We start from the raw sequence: 22644 nt of genomic DNA, 5'->3' as shown, positions 1-22644 counted from the left end.
CGTGGCTTTTGTCTCGGCGAAGGCCCAGTCGATCCACTGTGTCAGCAGTTCGACGTCCCTGGCCTCGACGGTGGCGCCGCACCAGATGCGCAGGCCGGCCGGCGCATCGCGGTAATAGGCGAAGTCGTAGCCGGCGCCTTCCTTCTCGACCAGCGCGACCAGCTTCTTGGAGAAGTCGGCCTGCGCGTCCTCGGAGAGCGAGGTGATCGCGGGATCGGTGAACTTCAGGCACACCGAGGTGTTGGAGCGGATCGAAGGGTCCTTCGCCAGGAAATCGATCCACGGCGTCTTCGCCTTCCAGTCGGCGAGCACCTTGGTGTTGGCATCGGCGCGCGCGATCAGCGCCTTGAGACCGCCGATCGACTTGGCCCAGTTCAGCGCATCGAGATAATCCTCGACGCAGAGCATCGAGGGCGTGTTGATGGTCTCGCCGACGAAGATGCCTTCGTTGAGCTTGCCGCCCTTGGTCATGCGGAAGATCTTCGGCAGCGGCCAGGCCGGCTTGTAGGTCTCGAGCCGCTCCACCGCACGCGGCGACAGGATCAGCATGCCGTGCGCGGCCTCGCCGCCGAGCGCCTTCTGCCAGGAGAAGGTGACGACGTCGAGCTTGGCCCAGTCGAGAGCTTGCGCAAACGCCGCGGAGGTCGCGTCGCAAATGGTCAGGCCTTCGCGGGTCGCGCTGATCCAGTTGGCATCGGGCACGCGCACGCCGGAGGTGGTGCCGTTCCAGGTGAAGACGACGTCGCTCTTGGGATCGACCTTCGACAGATCGGGAATCTCACCGTAAGCCGCGTTCAGCTTGGTGACGTCCTTGAGCTTCAATTCCTTGACGATGTCGCTGACCCAGCCCTCGCCGAAGGATTCCCAGGCGAGCGTGGTGACCGGCCCTGCGCCGAGCAGCGACCACAGCGCCATCTCGACCGCGCCGGTATCGGAGGCCGGCACGATGCCGATGCGGTAATCGGCGGGGACCTCGAGCACTTCGCGCGTCAGATCGATCGCGAGCTTGAGCTTGGTCTTGCCGACCTTCGCGCGATGCGAGCGGCCGAGGGCTGCGTCCTTGAGATTTTGGGCGTTCCAGCCGGGGCGCTTGGCGCAGGGGCCGGAGGAAAAATGCGGCACGGTCGGCCGCGAAGCGGGCTTCGCTACAGTCATGATCTACCCTTCCAGATAGTAAGCCTCCCGTTGGGGGGAGGTGTCCCGCCGCGGCTGATACGGGAATCGGGAAGGGCCGTCAAGGAAGTTCCGGGGCCTCACGCGCGAGTGATGGCGCCTCGGGTGCGATTTCAGGGGATGGGACGGTCGCGAGCGCGTTCAACAAGTCCGTGGCTTCGCTGATCAATTGCGCGGCCTTGCGGCGGCTGCCGACTTTCAAAATGCACTTGTCATTGACCTGCACGACATAGTCGTTGCCGACCTTGACCATCGAATAACTCGTCATTGCAATCCCCGAACCGAGCCGAGCCCGGTGTCAGACGCCGCCGTAGCACCGTTCGTTCCTTCATCAACCTGAACGACCGACGGGTAGTTTACCGCCTCTTAACATGAACGAATGCGCGATCCGAATTCGCTGATCGCGCAATGCTCGCGTCACGCTGCCTCAAAAGCGGACAGTCATGCCCACGTGGCTCGCAGTGAAGCCAAGCCGCTTGTAGAAGCGCTGCGCATCGATTCGCGTCTCGTGCGTCAGCAGCTCGACCAGATTGCAGCCGCGTGCTTTCGCCTCCGTCACGGCCCATTGCACCAGCTGCTCGCCGATGCCGCGACTGCGACAATCGGAAGCAACGCGGACGTCTTCGAGCAGGCCGCGCGAGCCGCCTTGCGAGCTCAGCCCCGGCAAGATCGCGAGTTGCAGACAGCCGACCACCCTCCCCGAGCTCTCGGCGACCACGAGCTGGAGATTTGAATCGCGCATGATGCGCTCGAACGCTTCGTAATATAGTGCGGGCAACGGATCCTCCACGCGCTCACGCGCGCGTCCCAAATGATCGTCGGCGAGCATCGCCACGATCGCCGCGACGTCGTCGCGCCGCGCGCGGCGGATGGAGACAGGCTTGGCAGTCATGCGGGAAACTCCGGGCTCAGCGTGCAGCCGGCAGGCCGAGGTTGGTCTCGGCTTCGCCGATCCAGCGGCGGATCGCCGCATAGCGGCCGAGATCGAAGCCGCCTTCATGCGCAACGCGGGTATAGGCGAGCAGCGAGACATCCGCGAGCGAGATCGCCTCGCCCACGAAGAAGCGGCTGGCGGACAGATGCTGTTCCATGCGGTCGAGCGCCGCATAGCCACGCTTGACCTTTTCGGGGTTGAGATCGGATGCATTCTTGCCGAGATAGACCATCAGGAAGCGGCACACCGCGATATAGGGCTCGTGGCTGTACTGCTCCCAGAACAGCCATTCGTCCATCTTGGCGGCAGTAAAGGCATCGTCCGGTATCAGCGCGCTGCCGCGCGCGAGGTAGCGGATGATGGCATTGGACTGCGCCAGTGTGCGGCCGTCGTCGAATGCGACGGTCGGCACCTGACCGGCACCGTTCATCGCAAGGAATTGCGGCGTGCGCGTCTCGCCCTTGCGCGTGTCGATCTCGATCCACTGATAGGGCAATGCGAGCTTGTCGCAGACCCACTTCACCTTGAGACAATTGCCGGAATTGCTGTCGCCGTAGACCTTCATCGCCGCCGCCCCATTTTGGAGCGACAGAGCATCAGGACGGAAGGAAGCTGTCAACCACGGCGCCGCAGTCAGGCGTCAGAACTTGTAGCCGAGTCCGACACGCGCGTTGTTCAGCGTCACCGAGGTGTTCATGACGGGAGAAAATTTCACATATTCGTACTCCACCCGCGCGAACAGCCCGTCCCATATGCAGTATTCGATCCCGAGGCCGGCGACCCAACCGGCGACGAAAGCGTTGGTCTTGTGCTGGCCTTGTGTCTGCGTCTGCGCTACGACCTGCTGCGGTACGCCGGTGATGGTGATGATGTTGCCGAACGCGTCCGTGACGGTCGCATCCTGACGCAGCTTCACGTCGCTGCTCACGGTGCGCGACACGTCCATGCGGCCGACGGCGGCGCCGGCGAACATGTACGGCATGAAATCGCCGCCGTCCCAACCGACCCGCCCACGTAGCGTGATCATGTCCTTCACCTGCGCCGAAGCCGAGCCGGTCAAGGTCGTGAGGTAGTGGTTGGTCACGCCGACGGGCTGGACGTCACCGGGCGGATTGACGATGTCGAGCGAGTTGTACCCCGATGACGACGTCTTCAGATTGTTGAAATAGGTGTAGGTACCTTCGAGACTGAGAATGGCATCGTACCATTGCCAATTGCGGCCGACGAAGCCGCCGAAATTGGTGCTTTGCGCGGTGTTCTTGCTGAGAAGCGACCAGGTCGACGTCGGCCCCTGAAGTACGCTGTCGCGGAAGATGTAATTGGTCAGGCCGACCACGCTCTGGCCGAAATCGGATGAGTCGGTGGTGTAGCCGAAATTGCCGCCGACATAGGCGCCGTCCCAATTGCGGGTCGTCTTCGACAGGCCCTCACTGACGCTGCCGCGCAGGATGGGCAAATCGGAGAGATCGGCCGCGTGCGCGGCAGACACTGTCCCCAATATCGCCGCCACCAACATCAGCCTACGCATCGCAACGCTCCATCGGACTCGAACTGTTGCGATGATCATCGCCTGTTAACCTTAACCAATGGTTGCATCAGGCTCTTTCGTCGCTGCCCGCCATGAAAAATACGCAAAGCAAAACGGCGCGGGATGATCCCGCGCCGTTAAGAAGTCCTAAGCGATCGAAGCGACGATCAGCCCTTGGTGACGAGCGGCGGCGGCACATAGGCCGGCGGGCTGTTGAGATCCCAGCGCACGCCGAGCTTGACGTCGTGCGAGGTGATGTCCCTGATCTTGATCGAGGTCGGGCCGGAGGCGCTGTTGTCGAACAAGCGATAGTTGCCGGGCGCCCCGTCGCCGAGGTTCATGTAGCTGTAGGCCAGTTCGACGGTGAACCCGGGATTGACCTTGTAGGCGAGACCGGCGTGAGCTGCCCAGGCCAGGTTCCACTTTCCGTTGTCGGCGAAGTAGGCGACGCTGTTGTTCAGACCGGGGCTGTACGACACGCCGTCGTCACGGAAGCCGCTGATCTTGTTGTAGGAGCCGCCAACACCGGCGCCGATGAACGGCGTGATGCACCACCAGGTGCCGAGGTCGACATAAGCGTTGGCCATCACGACCCACTCGGACTTGCTGCCGCTGTAGTTGTTGACGCCCACGAAGCCGGGTCCAACGACGTTGTCGCTGCCGTGCAGAGTGGCTTTGCCACGGTACTGGCCGATCACGTCGGCGCGGAACCAGTTGTTGAAGCGGTAGCCGGCGCCGAGACCGAACAGCGGCGAAGAGTCGAAGCCGAGGCCTTCCGTCGTCTTCGAATAGCCGGCCGGCAACGCGCTCTCGATGCTCTTGGCGCTCTGGTTGGTCATGCCGATGTCGCCGCGGAGATACCAGCCGCCGAAATCAGCGGGCGGAGCCGGCGGCGCGTACATGGGAGGGGGCGCCGCGATCGGCATATCGGCGGCGAACGCCATCGACGAGATCAGGGATGCCGCACCCGCGGCAAGGAGAGTCTTAACGCTACGCATTGGCTTCGTCCTTATGGCCGGTGAGGCAAAATGCAGACGCCCCACGTTCTGGAAACTCACGGGCGGACGATGCCAGCAAATGTTTAAGCGCCACTTAACCCTAATTTTTAAGGTTGATTTTTTCTGACCGCACACGCGCACGCCGCCGAGCGTTGCACTAATACCGCGCCGAATGCGGCGCACGCGCCGCAATTCCTAACGATGTGTGAAGCCGCAATGCGGTAAGAGAGGATGCGTTAACGCGCGTGCCGCGGCATTTTCGGCAGGAACACGGCGAGCAGCCCGATCGCCGGCAGATAAGCGCAGACCTGGTAGACGAACGCGATCGAGGTGTGATCGGCGAGCTTGCCCAGCACGGCGGCGCCCAGCCCTCCGATGCCGAAGGCGACGCCGAAGAACACGCCGGAGATCATGCCGAACCGATGCGGCACCAGCTCCTGCGCGAACACGATGATGGAGGACGTGGTCGAGGAGATGATCAGGCCGATGATCACGCTGAGCACCGCGCTGGCGTAAAGGCCGGCATAGGGCAGCGCCAGCGTAAACGGCAGCGCGCCGAGGATCGAGATCCAAATCACGATCTTGCGGCCGAACCGATCACCCAGGGGACCACCGAGAAATGCGCCGACAGCGTTCGCGGCGAGGAAGACGAAGAGATAGATCTGCGCGGCCTGCGTCGACACGCCGAAGCGGTCGATCAGATAGAAGATGTAGTAGCTCGACAGGCTCGAGACGTAGAGCTGCTTGGAGAACAACAGCGCCACCAGCACGAGCAGCGCGACCGCGACGCGGCGCGAGCTCGGCCCACCCGGCTGGGTGTGCGCAGGAGCCGCCTTCTTCGCCGCGATCTGCGGCGCGTACCAGCGACCAATCCGCCAGAGGATCAGGATCGCAAGAAAGGCGATCGAGGAGAACCAGGCGATGCTGCCCTGCCCGAACGGCACGACGATGAGCGCGGCGAGTACCGGGCCCATCGAGGTGCCGAAGCTGCCGCCAAGCTGGAACACCGATTGCGCGAAACCGTAACGTCCGCCGGAGGCGAGCCGCGCGATGCGCGCGGATTCGGGGTGAAACACCGCCGAGCCGAGACCGACCAGCGCGGCGGCGACGAGGATGACGAGATATTTGTGCGCGGCACTGAGCAGCAGAAGTCCGAAGAAGGTCGAGGCCATGCCGATCGCCAGCGAATAGGGCTGCGCCTTCTTGTCGGTGTAATGCCCGACCACCGGCTGGAGCAGCGAGGCCGTGAACTGGAAGGCCAGCGTGATCAGGCCGATCTGCGCGAAATCGAGCGCGTAAGCGTCCTTCAGGATCGGGTACACCGAGGCGATCAGCGACTGCATGGTGTCGTTGAGGAAGTGCGAAACGCTGATGCCGGCGAGGACGACATAGGCCGGGCCCGCGGCTGCCTTGGCAGGCGTCACGTCATTGACGATGACGGGCTCGGTCAGCGTTTCCGCAGGTAGGACGACAGGCTTGTTCAATGCAGCGATCCCAGCGCGGCAGATTGCCGCGCTCGTTTGTTACGTCGCAAGGCTCAGCCAGACCACCGCCAATCGCAAATAGCTGGGATGCGAGCGTCCTATTCTCCGCAAGTCCGGAATCGTAGGGTGGGTAAAGGCGCCCTTGCGCCGTGCCCACGTACTTTCCGATGCGACGACAGAGGCGTGGGCACGCTTCGCTTCGCCCACCCTACGATACCGCCCGTGGGGTGAGATCATCGCCCCCCCGCTCGCGCTTGAAAACCTCAGGCCGCGGCTTGCCCCAGTGCGGTGACGATGGTGTCGACGACGTCTTCGACGAGGATGCGGTCTTCGCCCTCGCCCATGACGCGGATGACGGGCTCGGTGCCGGAGGAGCGGATCAAGAGGCGGCCGTGACCGTTGAGACGCTTCTCGCCGTCGGAGATCGCCGACTTGACGTCGGAATCATCGAGTGGCTTGCCGCCCTTGTGGCGGACGTTCTTGAGGATCTGCGGCAGCGGATCGAAGCGGTGACAGACCTCCGATACCGGCCGCCGCGACTTCTGCACAACCGCCAGCACCTGCAGGGCCGCAACGAAGCCGTCGCCGGTGGTGGCGTAGTCGGACAGGATGATGTGGCCGGACTGCTCGCCGCCGAGATTGTAGCCACCATTCAGCATCTGCTCGAGCACGTAGCGGTCGCCGACCGGTGTGCGCACGAGATCGAGCCCCTGCCCGTTCAGGAAGCGCTCGAGACCGAGATTGGACATCACGGTGGCGACGATGCCGGGGCGGGACAGCCGGCCGTCTTCCTTCCAGCTCTGCGCGATCACCGCGAGCAACTGGTCGCCGTCGACGATATGGCCGCGCTCGTCGACCAGGATAACGCGGTCGGCATCGCCGTCGAGCGCGATTCCGATGTCGGCGCGCATCTCACGCACCTTCTTCGACAGCGCCTCCGGCGAGGTGGAGCCGCATTCCTTGTTGATGTTGAAGCCGTCAGGCTCGACACCGATCGGTACGACATCGGCACCCAGCTCCCACAGCGCCTCCGGCACCACCTTGTAGGCGGCGCCATTGGCGCAATCGACCACGACGCGCAGGCCGTCCAGCGACAGATCACGCGGCAGCGTGCGCTTGGCGAATTCGATGTAGCGGTCATGCACGCCGTCGATGCGGCGGGCGCGGCCCAGGCTCGCACTTTGCGCGAGCCGCTTGTCGAGGGATTCGTCGAGCAGTTGCTCGATCTGCCGCTCGACGTCGTCGGAGAGCTTGAAGCCCTGCGGCCCGAACAGCTTGATGCCGTTGTCCTCGAACAGATTGTGCGAGGCCGAGATCATGACGCCGAGATCGGCGCGCATCGACTTGGTCAGCATCGCGACCGCGGGCGTCGGCATCGGGCCGACCAGCAGCACGTCCATACCGACCGAGGTGAAGCCTGCGACCATCGCATATTCGATCATGTAGCCGGACAGGCGGGTGTCCTTGCCGATCACGACCCGATGGCGGTGGTCGCCGCGCTGAAAGGCCAGGCCTGCGGCCTGGCCGACCTTGAGCGCGAGCTCCGGTGTGATCAGACCGTTGGCGCGGCCCCGAATCCCATCCGTCCCGAAATATTTGCGGCTCATATCGTCCCCCACGCAACAACCAGGGATCCCCTCTGCAACCACGGGCTGCCCGAACGGGCCCCGCATCCCTAATGTGCTGAGGTCTTATAAAGCTATCGCGGCAAACTTGGCTTCAAAAAATATGATAAATCGTTACGGAATCGGGCGTGCGGGTCGCCCGATAACGTATTGTTAACACTATATTTCTCGTATGAACAGGGGAACAGGCTGGAACCTGCCTAGTCGCTTCGCTTGACATGGCCGTCCCCGCGGCTTGGCGCCGGCTGGGTGACGTTGACGGGATCGGAGCCCGGAAAGGTCTCTTCCAGACCCTCCTCCAGCGCTTCCTCGAGATCGCGCTTTTCCTTGAGCTCTTCCGGCGACGGTGTGGCGTGCGGCTTCGTCATGGCGCCCTCCTCTCGAACGATTTGCAAACGATTTGGCTATGCATCCAACCATGCTAGATGACCCCTCGCTCTTCCGATGCAAGACTTCCGAATTAGACGGGCCGGGAAACGTTCATGAAGCACATCACCTGTATCGACGATCTCCGCGCGCTGCATAAGCGCCGCGTGCCGAAGGCATTCTTCGACTATTGCGACCGCGGTTCCTATGCCGAGGAAACGCTGCGCGCCAATCGCGAGGACATGCAGGCAATAAAATTCCGCCAGCGCATCCTGGTCGATGTCTCCAAGCGCGACACCTCGACCATGATCCTCGGCGAGCCCTCGACCATGCCGCTGATCCTCGCGCCCGTCGGCCTGCTCGGCATGCAGCATGGCGACGGCGAGATCCATGCCTGCCGCGCCGCGCAGGCCGCCGGGATCCCGTTCACGCAGTCGACCATGTCGATCTGCTCGATCGAGGACATCGCCGCCAATGTCGAGAAACCGTTCTGGTTCCAGCTCTACGTGATGAAGGACCGCGGCTTCATCAAGGAGCTGATCCAGCGCGCGATGGCCGCCAAGTGCAGCGCGCTGGTGCTCACCGTCGATTTGCAGGTGATCGGTCAGCGCCATGCCGACATCAAGAACGGCATGACGGTGCCCCCGGAATGGTCGCTGTCGAAGCTTCTGGATTTCGCCAGCAAGCCGGCCTGGGTCTCCGGGGTGCTGCAAGGCAAGCGCCGCACCTTCGGCAACATCGCCGGCCATGTGAAGAACACCGAGGATCTCAACCGCCTCGCCGAATGGACGGCGTCACAGTTCGACACTTCGCTGAACTGGAAGGACGTCGAGTGGGTCCGCAGCATCTGGCCGGGCAAGCTGATCATCAAGGGCATCCTCGACGTCGAGGACGCCGAGGAAGCCGCCAAGACCGGCGCGCAGGCGCTCGTGGTCTCCAACCATGGCGGCCGCCAGCTCGACGGCGCGCCGTCCTCGATCGAGGTGCTGCCGGAGATCGCGGATGCGGTCGGCGAGAAGATGGAGATCATGTTCGACGGCGGCATCCGCTCCGGCCAGGACGTGATGCGCGCGCTCGCGCTCGGCGCAAAATCCTGCATGATCGGCCGCGCCTACGCCTATGGCCTCGGCGCCGGCGGCCAGGCCGGCGTCGCCAAGGCGATCGACATCATCCAGAAAGAGCTGCTCACCACCATGGGCCTGTGCGGCGTCAACAGGGTGGACGAGATCGACGATCATGTGATTGCGGTGTAGCCGCGGAGACGGTGTTGTAGGGTGGGCAAAGCGTAAGCGTGCCCGCCATTGGTCGCGCGACGCGAGAGAGAGCGTGGGCACGGCGCAAGCGCGCCTTTGCCCACCCTACGAGTCCTCCGCTACCGCCGTCACATCGGCGGCGTCAGGCCGTCGCGGCCGACGCTGATGCGGTTGGCTTCGAAGGAGCCGTTCGGCAATTGCTTGATAAAGGCGATGACCTTGGCGCCCGGCTTCAACTCGGATTTGTCGCTGGGCACGAAGGTGACGACCGGCGTGTTGTCGGCGACGAACACTTTCTTCTCGCCGTCCTTGTACTTCACCAGCAGCGTGTGACCGTCATTGCCGACCACGCTCTCGGCGACCGTCGCATTGGTCATGCTGGAATTGGGCTTGAGGTCCCAGGGCCGCGAACCCTCGCCGGTGCCGCGCATGCTCTCCGGAAAAACGTGAACCTCGACCGCGTTCTGGCCGCCGTCCGGCCCGGGCACGGTGGTCGCGCCGATGAACGAACCCGGCTTGATGTCGGCGAGCGAAATCTTGGTAATGCCTGACACGTTCACGTCAGTGGCGATGTGGAGCTTCACGTCCTCGCCGGTGCGCGACTTGACCTGCATGGTGTCGCCAGTGACGCTCTCGATGGTGCCGCGCACGCGGGTCGGCACCGGTGCCCTTTGCGCGAAGGCGCAGTAAGTCGAGAGGGCCACGATCGCGACGGCGATCAATGGACGTGCGAAAGTTACGCGTTGAATGGTCATTTCGGTCTCCGATTGCCCCCACGGGTTAGAACTCCGGAGATGGTGTGCTATTCGCCGCGGCCCTCTCAAGACTTTGTGAGATCGGCCTCGACCAACGCGCGCAGCTCGGCCGTGACTTGCGGCCGCCGGCCGAACCACAGCTCGAAGCCACGCACGGCCTGGTGCAGCAGCATGCCGAGCCCGTCGGCGGTCTTCAAGCCGCGCGCCTGCGCTTGCGCAAGCAGCGGCGTCACCAGCGGGACATAGACGAGATCGGCGACGACGGCAGCTTGCGGCAGGCGCGCCACATCGACGTCGAGCGGAGGCTGGCCGTGCATGCCGAGCGAGGTCGTGTTCACGAGCAGTTTTGCGCGCGGCAGGATTTCGCTGACGCTGTCCCACGTCACGGCATTCACGTTCGCCCCGAACTGTGTTGCGAGTGCCTCGGCCCGCGCGATGGTGCGGTTGGCGAGATGGATGCGCTTGATGCCGCGCTCGCGCAGGCCGAACACGACCGCGCGCGCGGAGCCGCCGGCCCCGAGCACGAGCGCCTCGCTAGCGTCGGCCCAGCCAGGTGCGCTGGCATCGAGATTGCCGATGAAGCCTTCGACGTCGGTGTTGGTCGAGCACAGCTCGCCGTCCTCGAACCACAGCGTGTTGGCGGCGCCCACGGCCGTTGCGCGCGCATCGGGCTTCGACAGCTCAAGCACGCCCTCCTTGTGCGGGATGGTGACGTTGGCGCCGACGAAGCCACGCAGCGACAGCCTGAGCACGAAGTCCCTGAGATCCTCGGGCGGAACCGCCTCGATGACATAGCCGCCCACGATGCCGAGCGTGCGCAGCCAGTAATGATGGATCAGCGGCGAGCGCGAATGCGCCGCCGGCCATCCGATCAGACAGGCGGCAGGCGTCTTGGGCGCGGTCATCTTTCCCCCGGGTCGTTTCCGAGGCGATCCATTTCGCGTCCCGAAGGGTCTGTCAAGCGCCGCTATCCGCAGCGGCCTCACCGGCGGCGGAGCCCTTGATGTCGGCAATGGCGCGCGCGAGGTTTTGGCGGTAGCGGGCACGCGGCGGCGTCACGCCGTGGGTGAGCAGCGCGCGGCGAACCGTGGGCGAGGCCCCCGTGATGAACAGCTTGATGCCCTGGCGGTGGGCCTTGGCGGCGACGCGCCCGAGCACGTTGGCCGCCGTGGAATCCAGGAACGGCACCGCGGCGAAATCGACCACGAAGGCCTTGCGCCCGTCGGCGATGCCGTCGAGGACGCTGCCGATCGCCGAGGCGGCGCCGAAGAAGAACGCGCCGGTGATGCGGTAGACCAGCACGTCGCGATCGACCGCCAGACCGGGATCGTAGGGAACGCGGTCGCCATTGCCGTCGTCGGGGCGGTCGGCGTCGACCAGCGGGGTGCGCTCCTCGATGCCCGTCATCTCCGCCATGCGATGGATGAACAGCACCGCGCCGAGCGCGAAGCCGACCAGGATGCCTTCGGTGAGGTCGCGGAAGATCGTCAGCAGGAAGGTCGCGAGCAGCACGACGGCATCGCCCCAGGAGGACCGCAGCAGCGTCGCGAATTCGTGCTTCTCCGCCATGGTCCAGGCCACCACGACCAGCACCGAGGCGAGCGCGGCCAGCGGGATGTAGCTCGCCAGGGGAGCTGCGATCAGCATGAACAGCAGCAGGAACACGGAGTGCAGCATCCCTGCGAGCGGCCCGCGCGCACCAGCGCGGATGTTGGTCGCGGTGCGCGCGATCAGGCCGGTGACGCAGATGCCGCCGAACAGCGCCGAGCCGATATTGGCCGCGCCCTGCGCCACCAGCTCGCAATTGGAGCGGTGACGGCGTCCGGTCATGCCGTCGGCCACCACCGCCGACAGCAGCGATTCGATTGCAGCGAGCAACGCAAACGCGATCGCATCCGGCAGCACCGCCCTCGCCTTCTCCAGCGAGAACGCCGGGAGCGCCGGCGAGGGCAGTTCGCGCGGGATGCCGCCGAAGCGCGAGCCGATGGTCTCGACCGGCAGCGACAGCACGGCGCTGGCGACCGCCGCGAGTGCGACCGCGATCAGGATGCCGGGCCAGGATGGGCGCCAGACCCGCAAGGCCGCGATGATGACGATGCTGACGATGGCGACCGCGACGGCCGATGGATTGATGCTGTTGAGGCCGCCGGCGAGCGCAACCAGTTTCGGCACGAACTCGCTGGGCTCCTTGCCCGCAAGCGTGACCCCTAGGAGATCGCGGAGCTGGCTGGCGAAGATGATGACGGCGATGCCGGCAGTGAAGCCGACCGTGACGGGATAGGGAATGAACTTGATGTAGGTGCCGACCCGGAGCAGGCCCGCGGCGATCAGGAACAGTCCTGCCATCATGGTAGCGAGGATCACCCCGTCGACGCCGTGCCGCTCCGCGGTCACCGCGACCAGCACGATGAAGGCGCCCGCCGGCCCGCCGATCTGGAACCGGCTGCCGCCGAGCAGCGACACGATGAAGCCGCCGGCGACGGCGGTGTAGAGACCGCGGTCCGGCGGCACGCCCGATGCGATGGCGATCGCCATCGACAGCGGCAGCGCGACGATCGCGACGGTGAGACCGGCGAAGACGTCGGCGCGGAAATCCGCGGCGCCATAGCCTTCGCGCCAGACGGTGACGAGCTTCGGCAGGTAAAGTTCGGCAAAGGTCGGCCGGCGAAGCTGATGCAGCTTACCGGCCTGGTCGCTCGTGATGCTCATGCTCCGCTGCCCACAATGCTCCACTGCATCGTGCGGCCGCGATCCCGGACGCGACGGTGCGGTTAGCTCATTTGTTTTCCGGGCACGCCCAACGCGATCATGCCCCGACGCGGCGCGGCGGCCCCGGCTCCTTGAGGCGAACGCCACGCCCGCCGCTGTCACTGCGCGCCTGCTCGCCGATCAGCTCGACGCCGGCCCGATCGAACGCCTCGACCACCTTGATCAGGGTTTCGACCACGCCACGCACGTTGCCGGTGGAGGCTTCCATCCGCTGGATGGTCGGCAGCGACACGCCGGCAAGCTCGGCCAGGGTTTTCTGGTCCATGCCGAGCAGCGCCCGGGCCGCCCGCATCTGGAACGACGTGATCACCTTGGCCTCACGTATCAGAGCTTATAAGTGATATTCTGCGCGTGTACAATGATGCAAAATACATCATTGTCAGGAGAGCGCAAGCAGATTGCGGAGCTGTCTCCCCGTCATTGCGAGGAGCCCTTGCGACGAAGCAATCCAGACTGCCCCTGCGGAGACAGCCTGGATTGCTTCGCTATGCTCGCACTGACGTGGAGAGTGCGGCCTATGAAACGCCGTGCGGAGACAGCCCCTCTCCCCGTGAAGATGTTCAGAACGGGGAGAGGGAGCGAGACGCCGTTGCCTTCCTAACCGATCACGCTGCGTGCTGATGCGCGGCGATGATCTGGTCGGCGGCGCGGCCGGTGACTTCGGCCATGTGGTCGAACTGGCGGGTGAAGCTGCCGGCGCCGGCGGTGGCCGAGCGCAGCTCGACGATCAGCTCGCCGATCTCGGCTTCCGGCATCATCGCGCGGACGCAGTCCCAGCCGCTCCAGCCGTCGCGGGTGTCGAAGCCGAGGATCTGGCCGCGCCGCGCCGACAGGATCGCGTTGATCCTGGCGGTGGCGTCGGTCGGGCAGACGATCTCGACCATGTGGATCGGCTCCAGCAGCACCGGCTGGCATTGCGGCAGACCTTCGTTCAGCCCGATCCGCGCCGCCGTGCGGAAGGCAAGATCGGAGCTATCGACGCTGTGATAGGAGCCGTCGGTCAGCGTCACCTGCACGTCGGTGACGGGGAAGCCGAGCGGACCGCGCCCCAATCCATCGACGACGCCTTCCTCCACCGCCGGGATGTAGTTGCGCGGCACCGCGCCGCCCACCACCTTCTCGGCGAACTTGAAGCCGTCGCCACGCGGCAGCGGCCGGATGTCGAGCACGACGTCGCCGAACTGGCCGTGGCCGCCGGACTGCTTCTTGTGGCGGCCGCGCTGGGTGATCGGCTTGCGGATGGTCTCCTGATAGCCGATCCCGGGCGGATGCGACGTGATCTTCACGCCGAAGCGGTCGCGCAAGCGCTCGCCGGCGACGCGCAGATGCATCTCGCCCTGTCCCCACAGCACGGTGTCGTGGGTCTGGGCGTTCTGCACGACGACGAGCGAGGGATCCTCCTCGTGCAGCCGGGCCATGGCCTGACCGAGCTTCACATCGTCCTTGCGATCGCTGGCCGCGATCGAGATCGCGAGCACCGGCGCTGTCGGCTCGATCGTGATCAGCGCGGCAGGCGGCGCCTTGCCGTTCGAGACCGTGTCGCCGGTCCTGATCGGATCGAGCTTGGCGAGCGCCACGGTGTCGCCGGCCTCGGCTGAGGCGCGCTTGGTGTCGTAGGCGCCGTTGACGGCGAGGATGCCGGAGATGCGGCCCGAGCCTCCGGAGGAGGATTGCAACGTGGCGCCGTCGTCGAGATGGCCGGCGAGCAGCCGCGTCAGCGACAGTTTTCCGCCATGCTGCGAATGCAGCGTCTTGAAGACGTAGCCGAGCGCATCCTTGGTGCCGGGGACGCCGAGACGTCTTGCGGTCTCTGCCACACCCGGCGATTCGTGACGCAGCGCCTTCATCAGGCGCAGCACGCCGTTTTCGCGCGCAGCAGCTCCTAACAGCACCGGACAGATCAGCCCTTCGCGCAGTTCGCGGGCGAGATCGTCGAACACGGCATCGCGCGGCGGCTGGATGTCTTCGAGCAGCTGCTCCATCAGCGCGTCGTCGTGATCGGCAAGCTTCTCCAGCATCGAGAAGCGGGCCTCCTTTTCGCGATCGAGGTTGCCGCCCTCGAGCGCGATGACCTCGGAAGCCTTGTGCTCGCGATAGATGAAGGCGCGCTCGAGCGCGAGATCGACGAAGCCCTCGATCAATTCGTCCTTCCAGATCGGGATCTGACGCAGCACCAGCGGCACGCGCGAGGCGGGCTGCAGCGTTGCGAGCGTCTCGCGGATACGCTGGTTGGCACGATCGATCTTGTTGAGGAACAGGAAACGCGGGATCTTCAACTCCTCCAGCTCGCGCAGGATGATCTGGAGTTGCGGCAGCTTCTTCTCGTCGGCCTCGCAGACCACGACCGCGGCATCGACCGCGGGCAGCACGGCGCGCATATCGTGGGCGAATTCGACGGAACCGGGACAATCGAGGAAGGTGTAGCTGTCGCCCATGAAATTCGTGGTGGCGGCAGTGAGCCCAACGGTCATCTTGTGATGGCGGGCCTCCGGGGTGGCGTCGCCGACGGACGTTCCGGCATCGACGCTGCCGGCGCGCGGGATTGCACCCGTTCGCGCCAGTATTGCTTCGAGAAGTGTCGTTTTACCGCTTTGGAAAGGGCCCACCAGCGCGATGCACCGTGGACCTCGGGGACTTCTGACGTCTTGTCCCATTCGCCGCCTCCTTCTTGTGGAGCTCGGCCCATGATTGGGTCGGCAAACGCCGATGCTCTGCCCGTCGCCGAGATTTGGCAAGCGTCAAACGTCGCTGCGGTGCGTCGTTGGTGTTCACCTCTCCCGGAGGCAGAGGTGAAGGGAACGCCGCGCCAAAACTCAGCGACCCGGACGGAGTTCCAGGCTTTCGAGGCCGGCGGCGATATTGAGGCCGACCTGGCCCTGCACGCTGAGCGGCTGGAGCGCGATCGAATTGTTGGAGCCGCCGACCAGCACATTGCCCCCTAGGCCGACGCCGATCGACGCGCTGCCCTGCGCGCCGGCGTAATTGCCGGAGAGGTCGCCGGGACCGAGCCGGTCGACCGGCGCGAACACGCCCCAGGCGAGCGCCGTCTCCTGGGTGATGCCGATGTCGAGACCGACTTTGCGGATGGTCGCGACGTAGCGGTCATCGGGCAAGCCGTCGGCGCGCAGCACGCAGCCGAGATGGGTCACCGATCCCACGATGAAGCCGACGCTGGCGCCGCCGCGGCATTCGAGGACGCCAACCCGCGCCATCCGCTGCTGCGCGCCGGCGGCAGCGACGGAGACAACGAGGCTGGCCGCAGTGAGCCCTGCGAGGATGAACGAACGGCGCATGAAATATCTCCGGCGATGATGTGACGCGAGCAGAGAGCGCCCGACCCGTGATGCGTCATGGTCTATGCCACAACAGCCGTGGCGGTGCCAGATCCTCCGTCATTGCGGGCGCAGCGACTTGTCCGCCGAAGCCATCGGCGAAGACGGAAGCAATCAGAATCTTTCCGCGGAGGGATTCTGGATTGCTTCGCGGAGCCTGTCATCGGGCCGCGCTTCGCGCGGACCCGTTGGCTCGCAATGACTGGGATAGAGGTGCGCTTCTCGCCCGAGCAAATCTCCACCGGCCAGAACAAAAAAGGCCCGCACGAGGCGGGCCTTTCCAATTCGCACTGTCGCGACTGGGTCTCAGCGCAGATTGCCGCAGAAACGCTGGATGCGCTTGCAGGCGTCTTCGAGGTCCGAGGTCTTGGTCGCGTAGGAGATGCGGAAGGCGGGGCCAAGGCCGAAGGCCGAACCCTGCACGACGGCGACGCCTTCGGTCTCCAGGAGCTCGGTGACGAACGTCTCGTCATTGTCGATCAGTTTGCCCGACGGCGCGGTCTTGCCGATCGTGCCGGCGCAGGACGGGTAGACATAGAAGGCGCCCTCGGGACGCGGGCACTCGATGCCCTTGGCCTGGTTGAGCATGGAGACGACGAGGTCCCGCCGCTCCTTGAACACCTTGTTGTTGGCGGGGATGAAATCCTGCGGACCGTTCAGCGCTTCCACCGCCGCCCATTGCGCGATCGACGACGGGTTCGAGGTCGACTGCGACTGGATCGTGGACATCGCCTTGATCAGCTGCGCCGGGCCGCCGGCATAGCCGATGCGCCAGCCGGTCATGCAATAGGCCTTCGACACGCCGTTCACGGTGAGCGTGCGGTCGTAGAGACCAGGCTCGACCTGCGCGACCGTGGTGAACTGGAAGTCGTCGTAGACGAGGTGCTCGTACATGTCGTCGGTCATCACCCACACATGGGGATGCTTCATCAGCACGTCGGTGAGCGCCTTCAGCTCCGACTTGGTGTAGGCGGCTCCGGTCGGGTTCGACGGCGAGCACAGGATGACCCATTTGGTCTTCGGCGTGATCGCGCGCTCCAGCGCCTCGGCCTGGAGCTTGAAGCCGGTCGCGGCGGTGCAGACCACCGGCACCGGCTCGCCGCCGGCGAGCGCCACCATTTCAGGGTAGCTGACCCAATAGGGCGCGGGGATGATCACCTCGTCGCCCGGATTGATGGTCGCCATCAGCGCGTTGTAGAGCACCTGCTTGCCGCCGGTGCCGACGATGATCTGGTTCGGCTTGTAGGCGACGCCGTTCTCGCGCTGAAACTTGGCGATGATGGCGTCCTTCAGCTCGGGGATGCCGTCGACCGCGGTGTACTTGGTCTTGCCGGCTTCGATGGCGCGGATCGCCGCCAGCTTGATGTTGGCGGGCGTGTCGAAGTCGGGCTCGCCGGCCCCGAGGCCGATGACGTTGCGGCCCGCCGCTTTCAGCGCGCGTGCTTTATCCGTGACCGCGATGGTCGCGGACGGCTTCACACGGTCGAGCGCAGCGGCAAGGAAGGACATCGTCATCTCCTGACAAGCGTCGTGAAGCCCTGGGCCTCACGACTCTGATTGTGGGAATGAGACACCCTAAAACGTGTGCCGCTGCATCGCAAGAAACTTCGGCCCGATCGCCGAAAAACTTAGGGATTTGGAGCGCTTCAAACGAGACGGACCGCAATATTTCGCAACTTTGCCGCTCAAATCCCTCATATCAGGCAAGGCCTGTCCTCGGAGCAATTTTGCGTGTTGCGATGAAACAGAAGGTCGTCATGCCCGGGCTTGTCCCGCCTGCGCGGCCGAAGCCGCTTCGGCGCGGCGAAGGCCCGGGCATCCACGTTCTTGGTGCGGCCCGTGAGACGTGGATGGCCGGGTCAAGCCCGGCCATGACGACGCAGAGATTGGCGGCCAATCACTGTCTCACACAAGGGCACGTCGCCATGTGTCCTGCATATTGACGCAAGCGTGAACTGAATTGCATGGTCGCGCGGAAATGATCTTCCGTGGCGTTGCAGTGCGGTAGGGTTTTCGAGTTTTTCTATTGGGCGGCCCTTGCGGCGGATTCGCATCGGCATCATTGTTTAGCGGCGCTGGAGGGCAGCCAGCGCCGCATCTTCCCTCCTCGGAAACGAACTTCCAGAATGTACAAGCTCTATTCGATGCAGCGCTCCGGCAACAGCTACAAGGTCCGCCTTGCGCTGGCGCTGCTGAACGTGCCTTACGAAGCAATCGAAGTTGACATTCTGCGCGGCGAGAGCCGCACGCCGGACTTCCTGTCGAAGAACCCGTCAGGACAGGTGCCGCTGCTCGAGGTCGGGGAAGACCGTTTTCTTGCCGAGTCCAACGCCATCCTCTGGTACGTCGCCGTCGGCACGCCGCTGGCGCCGGAGAACCGCATCGACCGCGCCGAGGCGCTGCAATGGATGTTCTTCGAGCAGCACGCGCTCGAGCCCAACATCGGCGCCGCCTACTTCTGGCTGTCGCTGGTCAGGGGCGGCCGCGATCTCCAGACCCATTCGCTGGAGGATTGGATGGAGCGCGGCTATGGCGCGCTCCAGGTCATGGAGAATCATCTCAAGACCAACGCCTATTTCGCCGCGCGCCAGCTCACCGTCGCGGACATCGCGCTCTACGGCTACACCCACCTCGCCGACCGCTGCGATTTCGACCTGTCGACCTTCCCGGCGATCCGGGACTGGCTGAAACGCGTGGAGGCTGCGCCCGGCTTCGTGACGATGGACTGGCGGGCGGCCGACATCGATGACCCCGCCAGCATCGCCGCGGGCGCCTGACAGCCAGTCCTCCCGCTCTCGCGAATAGCGGGCATAAGGGACGATTTTGCCGCAATCTTGCCGCTTTCCGCGCGACAGCCGCCGCAATCTTGCCGGTTGAAACTGGGAAATTCCGGAAAGTCGTGGGTGATTCGCCCGCGTGTTGAGGGATTTAGACCCATGATTCGGGCGTCCGGCACGGCAGGCTTTCAGAGCCAATCCGCCACCGTCGCGTCTTCCCGGCTGACCAACGCGGTCGCGGCCTCGCTCGCCGTCGCCGCGCTTTCGCTGAGCTTGATCGTCACCCTGACGGTGTTGTCGACCAAGGCGACGATGGCGATGGGCCTGCCGCTCTGATTCCCGTTTCATCCTGGACCAACCTTCAAGACGCCGCGCGGCCCGCGCCGACCGGCATCGCGACAGGACGTCGATGAAGTCACCCGTGGTAGTCGTTGCAATCACGCTGACTGCGGCCATCCTGGTCGCGGCGTCGCTGTTGATTTTCACCGGCATGCGCAAGAGCTCGGGCACATCGACGCTGAACGGCCCCGCGATGCAGCAGCGCCTCAAGCAGGCGCACTTGGTCTAAAATCCTCCGAAAGATTTGCGCGTTCCCGCAAGTGCCCCTTAGGCACGACGCGCGAAATCGCATCGCATCGGTGCAACGATCGGCCAGTGTTGCGGTCTTACCTCGTTCGGGAGGAGCGAGACTGGCCCATGCGGCTCGGATGGCGTGCGATCTCCGGTCCGGTTCTGACGGCAGCGACCCTGCTGCTGACGATGCTGTTCGATCGCGTCGTCCCCACCCTCCCCACTCCCTCGCCTGGGCCGCTGCTGGTCTGCCTCGTGGCTCTTGCCGGCGCACTGTCGGGCCTTGCCTCGGCCCTGGTGACCGCGGCCGTCGCCGTGATCGGCACGGCGCTGATCTTCCTCCACCAGCACGACGTCTCCAGCCATGGCAGCGCGGATCTGGTCCGGCTCGGCCTCCTGGCGATCACGGCCGCCGGCACCGCCTGCATCACCGGTCTGATGCGCGAGCGGCTGCTCGGCACGTTCGCGGCCGAACGCCAGAGCCATGCCATCGCCGCGCGCCTGTCGGCCGCGCTCGACCAGATCGACATCGGCGTGGTGCTGCTTGATGCCGAGACCCGTGCCGAGTTCATCAATCGTGCGTTCCGCGACTACTTCGCAGTGCCGGACGAGATCGCCGACGCCAAGCCACCCTTCATCGCGCTGATGTATCACGGCCGCGACACCGGCGCGTTCGAGCTGCCCGAGGACGAGCTCGCCACCTTCATCGCGCAGCGCATGGAGATGGTACGGGTCGGCGACGCGAGGCCCATCAACATCGCCTTGCGCAATGGCGAGGTGCTGCGCTTCGTCTGCACCGTGCTGCCCGACGGCGGCCGCATGCTGAGCTACACGCCGGTGACCGACCTCGTGCGCCACACCGACGCGCCGGCACGCGCCGACTACTACCGCTCGCTGCGCGATCCCACGAGCCGCAAGCTGATCCGGTATCTGCGCGTCGCAGAGTGACGCGCCAGCGCGATTGATCGGCAACGCGATCATCGCGTATGAAAGACGTCTCTTCGTCGCGTAACTCCGAGATCGCGGAAATTCTCATGTCGCTCATCATTCGCGCCGTCACACGGCAGGACTACGATCAATGGCTGCCGCTGTGGGACGGCTATAACGCCTTCTACGGCCGCTCGGGTCCGACTGCGCTCGCGCCGGAGATCACGCGGATGACGTGGCAGCGCTTCTTCGACGCCTATGAGCCGGTTCATGGGCTGGTTGCAGAAAGCGACGGCAAGCTGCTCGGCATGACCAACTATCTCTTCCATCGCAGCACCACCGCGATCGAGCCGTCCTGTTATTTGCAGGACCTGTTCACGTCCGAAGCCGCGCGCGGGAAGGGCGTCGGCTCGGCGCTGATCCATGGCGTGTACGAGCGGGCGAAACTGGCGGGGTCGCCGCGCGTCTATTGGCAGACGCACGAGACCAATGTCACGGCACAGAGCCTGTACGACAAGGTCGCCGAGCGCTCCGGGTTCATCGTCTATCGCAAGATCTTTTGATCCGGGCAGTTCAAGGCCTGTGATAACTCGGCGTGTCACCGCCGCGTAACACACCGGGATTAAGTTGCAGCTGCGTCTGATCAGGCCCCCCGTCACCGATCAAGCGCCCCAAGCGGTCCCCGTCAGTCGCCGCGTCTGACAGGGGCCGCATTTTTTTGTGCGCACCGCCGGCATGGCAGCAGCGCGGCCAACGGCTTGCTGCCGGGACGCACCGTAGCCAGAATGCGCCGCTGCTCATTCGACGGGATCTTCCATGGACATTCGTAATCTCGGCGCCTCCGGCCTGCGCGTCTCTGCCGTCGGGCTCGGCTGCAACAATTTCGGCCAGCGCACGGATCTGGAGACCTCGCGCAAGGTGATCCATCGCGCGCTCGATCTCGGCATCACGCTGTTCGACACCGCCGACATCTATGCCGGCATGGGCGGCTCGGAGACGGTGCTCGGCACCGTGCTCGGCGATCGCCGCAAGGACATCGTGCTCGCCACCAAATATGCCAAGCCGATGGCGACCGACGGCACCAAGCAGGGTGCCTCGCGCCGCTACATCATGGACGCGGTCGAAGCCAGCCTCAGGCGGCTCAAGACCGACTACATCGACCTCTACCAGCAGCATGATTACGACCCGCTGACGCCGATCGAGGAGACGTTGCGCGCGCTCGACGATCTGATCCGGCAGGGCAAGGTGCGCTACATCGGCAATTCCAACTTCCCGGCCTGGCGGATCGCGGAAGCCGAATACGTCGCACGCGCGATGAATGTCAGCCGCTTCGTCTCCTGCCAGGATGAATATTCACTGCTGGTGCGGGACATCGAGAAGAACCTGCTGCCGGCCGCATCGGAATACAAGCTCGGCCTGTTGCCGTTCTTCCCGCTCGCCAGCGGCCTGCTCACCGGCAAGTATCAGCGCGGCGCAGCGGCGCCCGCCGACACGCGCTTTGCCAAGGCGCCGGCGCTGCGCGACCGCTACGTCACGCCGCGCAACGAGGACATGGTCGAGAAGCTCCAGGCCTTCGCTAGGGCACGCGGGCACAGCATGCTAGAGCTCGCCTTCTCCTGGCTCGCCGCGCGCCCGCAGGTGTCGAGCGTGATCGCCGGCGCGACCCGCGTCGAGCAGGTGGAGGAGAACGTCAAGGCGATCGCCTGGAAGCTCAGCGCCGAGGAGATGGCCGAGATCGACAAGATCACGCTGGGCTGAACGCTGCTAGCTGGGCCCTGCAGCGCGCTATTTCGCGCCGCGCCCCACCGTCTGCATCACCTCGAAGCCTTCGAACTGGGGATGGCCGAGATAGAGCGGCTTGTTGTCGCCTGCCTTGTGATGCGCCGCACGAAACGCTTCCGACTTGGTCCAGGCCTCGAACGCGGCATGGTTGGCCCACACCGTGTGCGAGGCGTAAAGCGTGTGGTCTTCGAGCTCCGGCCCGCGCAGCAAATGGAATTCGACGAAACCCGGCACCTTGTCGAGATGGGTGTCGCGCGAAAGCCAGACCTGCTCGAAGGCGGCCTCGGAGCCCTTGGCGACGCGGAAGCGGTTCATGGCGATGTACATGGGCGTGGTTCTCCTGATGCTCGGCTCATCATGTCGTCATTCCG

At 64.9% G+C, this 22644-nt stretch carries 24 protein-coding genes; 7 read left to right on the top strand and 17 right to left on the bottom strand.

Features of this window, described 5'->3' with window-relative positions; genetic code table 11:
* From SE91_RS04095 to SE91_RS36865, 9 genes are all read right to left on the bottom strand, one after another.
* Positions 1–1155 (bottom strand): phosphoserine transaminase (locus tag SE91_RS04095; protein WP_061850935.1); only part of this gene is annotated, 1155 nt, incomplete at its 3' end.
* Between the two features lie 79 nt (positions 1156–1234).
* Complete coding sequence (locus SE91_RS04090) at positions 1235–1426, bottom strand: hypothetical protein (protein WP_245318300.1); 192 nt, start codon at positions 1424–1426, stop codon at positions 1235–1237.
* A gap of 174 nt (positions 1427–1600) precedes the next feature.
* On the bottom strand, positions 1601–2065 hold the full coding sequence (locus SE91_RS04085) for a GNAT family N-acetyltransferase (protein ID WP_061846672.1): 465 nt from the start codon (positions 2063–2065) through the stop codon (positions 1601–1603).
* A 16-nt stretch (positions 2066–2081) separates the two neighbouring features.
* Positions 2082–2672: a glutathione S-transferase family protein gene (locus tag SE91_RS04080; protein WP_061846671.1), complete on the bottom strand. Its 591-nt coding sequence runs from the start codon at positions 2670–2672 to the stop codon at positions 2082–2084.
* A gap of 75 nt (positions 2673–2747) precedes the next feature.
* Positions 2748–3635 carry an outer membrane protein gene (locus SE91_RS04075; RefSeq protein ID WP_060734911.1) on the bottom strand — a complete coding sequence of 296 codons (888 nt, stop codon included), beginning with the start codon at positions 3633–3635 and terminating at the stop codon, positions 2748–2750.
* Between the two features lie 167 nt (positions 3636–3802).
* Positions 3803–4633: an outer membrane protein gene (locus tag SE91_RS04070; RefSeq protein ID WP_061846670.1), complete on the bottom strand. Its 831-nt coding sequence runs from the start codon at positions 4631–4633 to the stop codon at positions 3803–3805.
* A gap of 236 nt (positions 4634–4869) precedes the next feature.
* Positions 4870–6117, bottom strand: a complete 1248-nt coding sequence (locus SE91_RS04065) for an MFS transporter (RefSeq protein ID WP_061846669.1) — start codon at positions 6115–6117, stop codon at positions 4870–4872.
* A gap of 263 nt (positions 6118–6380) precedes the next feature.
* Positions 6381–7724 carry a phosphoglucosamine mutase gene (glmM, locus tag SE91_RS04060; RefSeq protein ID WP_060734909.1) on the bottom strand — a complete coding sequence of 448 codons (1344 nt, stop codon included), beginning with the start codon at positions 7722–7724 and terminating at the stop codon, positions 6381–6383.
* A 218-nt stretch (positions 7725–7942) separates the two neighbouring features.
* Entirely contained in the window at positions 7943–8110 is a 168-nt protein-coding gene (locus SE91_RS36865; protein WP_008565472.1) for a hypothetical protein, read from the bottom strand.
* A gap of 114 nt (positions 8111–8224) precedes the next feature.
* Here SE91_RS36865 and SE91_RS04055 point away from each other — a divergent pair, with 114 nt between their 5' ends.
* Positions 8225–9361, top strand: coding sequence for an alpha-hydroxy acid oxidase (locus SE91_RS04055; RefSeq protein WP_061846668.1), 1137 nt, complete (start codon positions 8225–8227; stop codon positions 9359–9361).
* A gap of 128 nt (positions 9362–9489) precedes the next feature.
* Here SE91_RS04055 and SE91_RS04050 read toward each other — a convergent pair whose 3' ends face one another.
* From SE91_RS04050 to SE91_RS04020, 7 genes are all read right to left on the bottom strand, one after another.
* A complete protein-coding gene (locus tag SE91_RS04050; RefSeq protein ID WP_061846667.1) occupies positions 9490–10116 on the bottom strand; it encodes a hypothetical protein in 627 nt (208 codons plus the stop codon).
* 65 nt (positions 10117–10181) lie between these two features.
* Entirely contained in the window at positions 10182–11021 is an 840-nt protein-coding gene (locus SE91_RS04045) for a shikimate dehydrogenase (RefSeq protein WP_061846666.1), read from the bottom strand.
* 52 nt (positions 11022–11073) lie between these two features.
* Positions 11074–12825: a SulP family inorganic anion transporter gene (locus SE91_RS04040; RefSeq protein WP_061846665.1), complete on the bottom strand. Its 1752-nt coding sequence runs from the start codon at positions 12823–12825 to the stop codon at positions 11074–11076.
* 97 nt (positions 12826–12922) lie between these two features.
* Entirely contained in the window at positions 12923–13195 is a 273-nt protein-coding gene (locus tag SE91_RS04035; RefSeq protein ID WP_061846664.1) for a helix-turn-helix domain-containing protein, read from the bottom strand.
* A 295-nt stretch (positions 13196–13490) separates the two neighbouring features.
* Positions 13491–15539, bottom strand: coding sequence for an elongation factor G (locus tag SE91_RS04030; RefSeq protein WP_061846663.1), 2049 nt, complete (start codon positions 15537–15539; stop codon positions 13491–13493).
* Positions 15540–15698: 159 nt separating this feature from the next.
* Positions 15699–16178: a DUF992 domain-containing protein gene (locus SE91_RS04025; RefSeq protein ID WP_060734904.1), complete on the bottom strand. Its 480-nt coding sequence runs from the start codon at positions 16176–16178 to the stop codon at positions 15699–15701.
* Positions 16179–16523: 345 nt separating this feature from the next.
* A complete protein-coding gene (locus SE91_RS04020) occupies positions 16524–17726 on the bottom strand; it encodes a pyridoxal phosphate-dependent aminotransferase (protein ID WP_061850933.1) in 1203 nt (400 codons plus the stop codon).
* A 617-nt stretch (positions 17727–18343) separates the two neighbouring features.
* Between SE91_RS04020 and SE91_RS04015 the strand changes: the two genes are divergently transcribed.
* The 6 genes from SE91_RS04015 to SE91_RS03995 all read left to right on the top strand — a co-directional run bounded on the left by SE91_RS04015 (position 18344) and on the right by SE91_RS03995 (position 22249).
* Positions 18344–18994 carry a glutathione S-transferase family protein gene (locus SE91_RS04015; protein WP_061846662.1) on the top strand — a complete coding sequence of 217 codons (651 nt, stop codon included), beginning with the start codon at positions 18344–18346 and terminating at the stop codon, positions 18992–18994.
* Positions 18995–19153: 159 nt separating this feature from the next.
* Positions 19154–19330, top strand: coding sequence for a hypothetical protein (locus SE91_RS36860; RefSeq protein WP_008544600.1), 177 nt, complete (start codon positions 19154–19156; stop codon positions 19328–19330).
* An 85-nt stretch (positions 19331–19415) separates the two neighbouring features.
* Complete coding sequence (locus tag SE91_RS35935; RefSeq protein WP_197489589.1) at positions 19416–19562, top strand: hypothetical protein; 147 nt, start codon at positions 19416–19418, stop codon at positions 19560–19562.
* Between the two features lie 128 nt (positions 19563–19690).
* Positions 19691–20512, top strand: coding sequence for a PAS-domain containing protein (locus SE91_RS04005; protein ID WP_061846660.1), 822 nt, complete (start codon positions 19691–19693; stop codon positions 20510–20512).
* 86 nt (positions 20513–20598) lie between these two features.
* Complete coding sequence (locus SE91_RS04000) at positions 20599–21054, top strand: GNAT family N-acetyltransferase (RefSeq protein WP_061850930.1); 456 nt, start codon at positions 20599–20601, stop codon at positions 21052–21054.
* Positions 21055–21307: 253 nt separating this feature from the next.
* On the top strand, positions 21308–22249 hold the full coding sequence (locus SE91_RS03995) for an aldo/keto reductase (protein ID WP_061846659.1): 942 nt from the start codon (positions 21308–21310) through the stop codon (positions 22247–22249).
* A gap of 27 nt (positions 22250–22276) precedes the next feature.
* Here SE91_RS03995 and hmuQ read toward each other — a convergent pair whose 3' ends face one another.
* Positions 22277–22600: a heme-degrading protein HmuQ gene (gene hmuQ, locus SE91_RS03990; RefSeq protein ID WP_008544592.1), complete on the bottom strand. Its 324-nt coding sequence runs from the start codon at positions 22598–22600 to the stop codon at positions 22277–22279.
* Positions 22601–22644 lie beyond the last annotated feature (44 nt).

The organism is Bradyrhizobium sp. DOA1, from assembly GCF_001593325.1.
Classification (GTDB): domain Bacteria; phylum Pseudomonadota; class Alphaproteobacteria; order Rhizobiales; family Xanthobacteraceae; genus Bradyrhizobium.
Note: the sequence above shows the minus strand (reverse complement) of the source record. Positions and strands in the feature narration are given on the sequence as shown.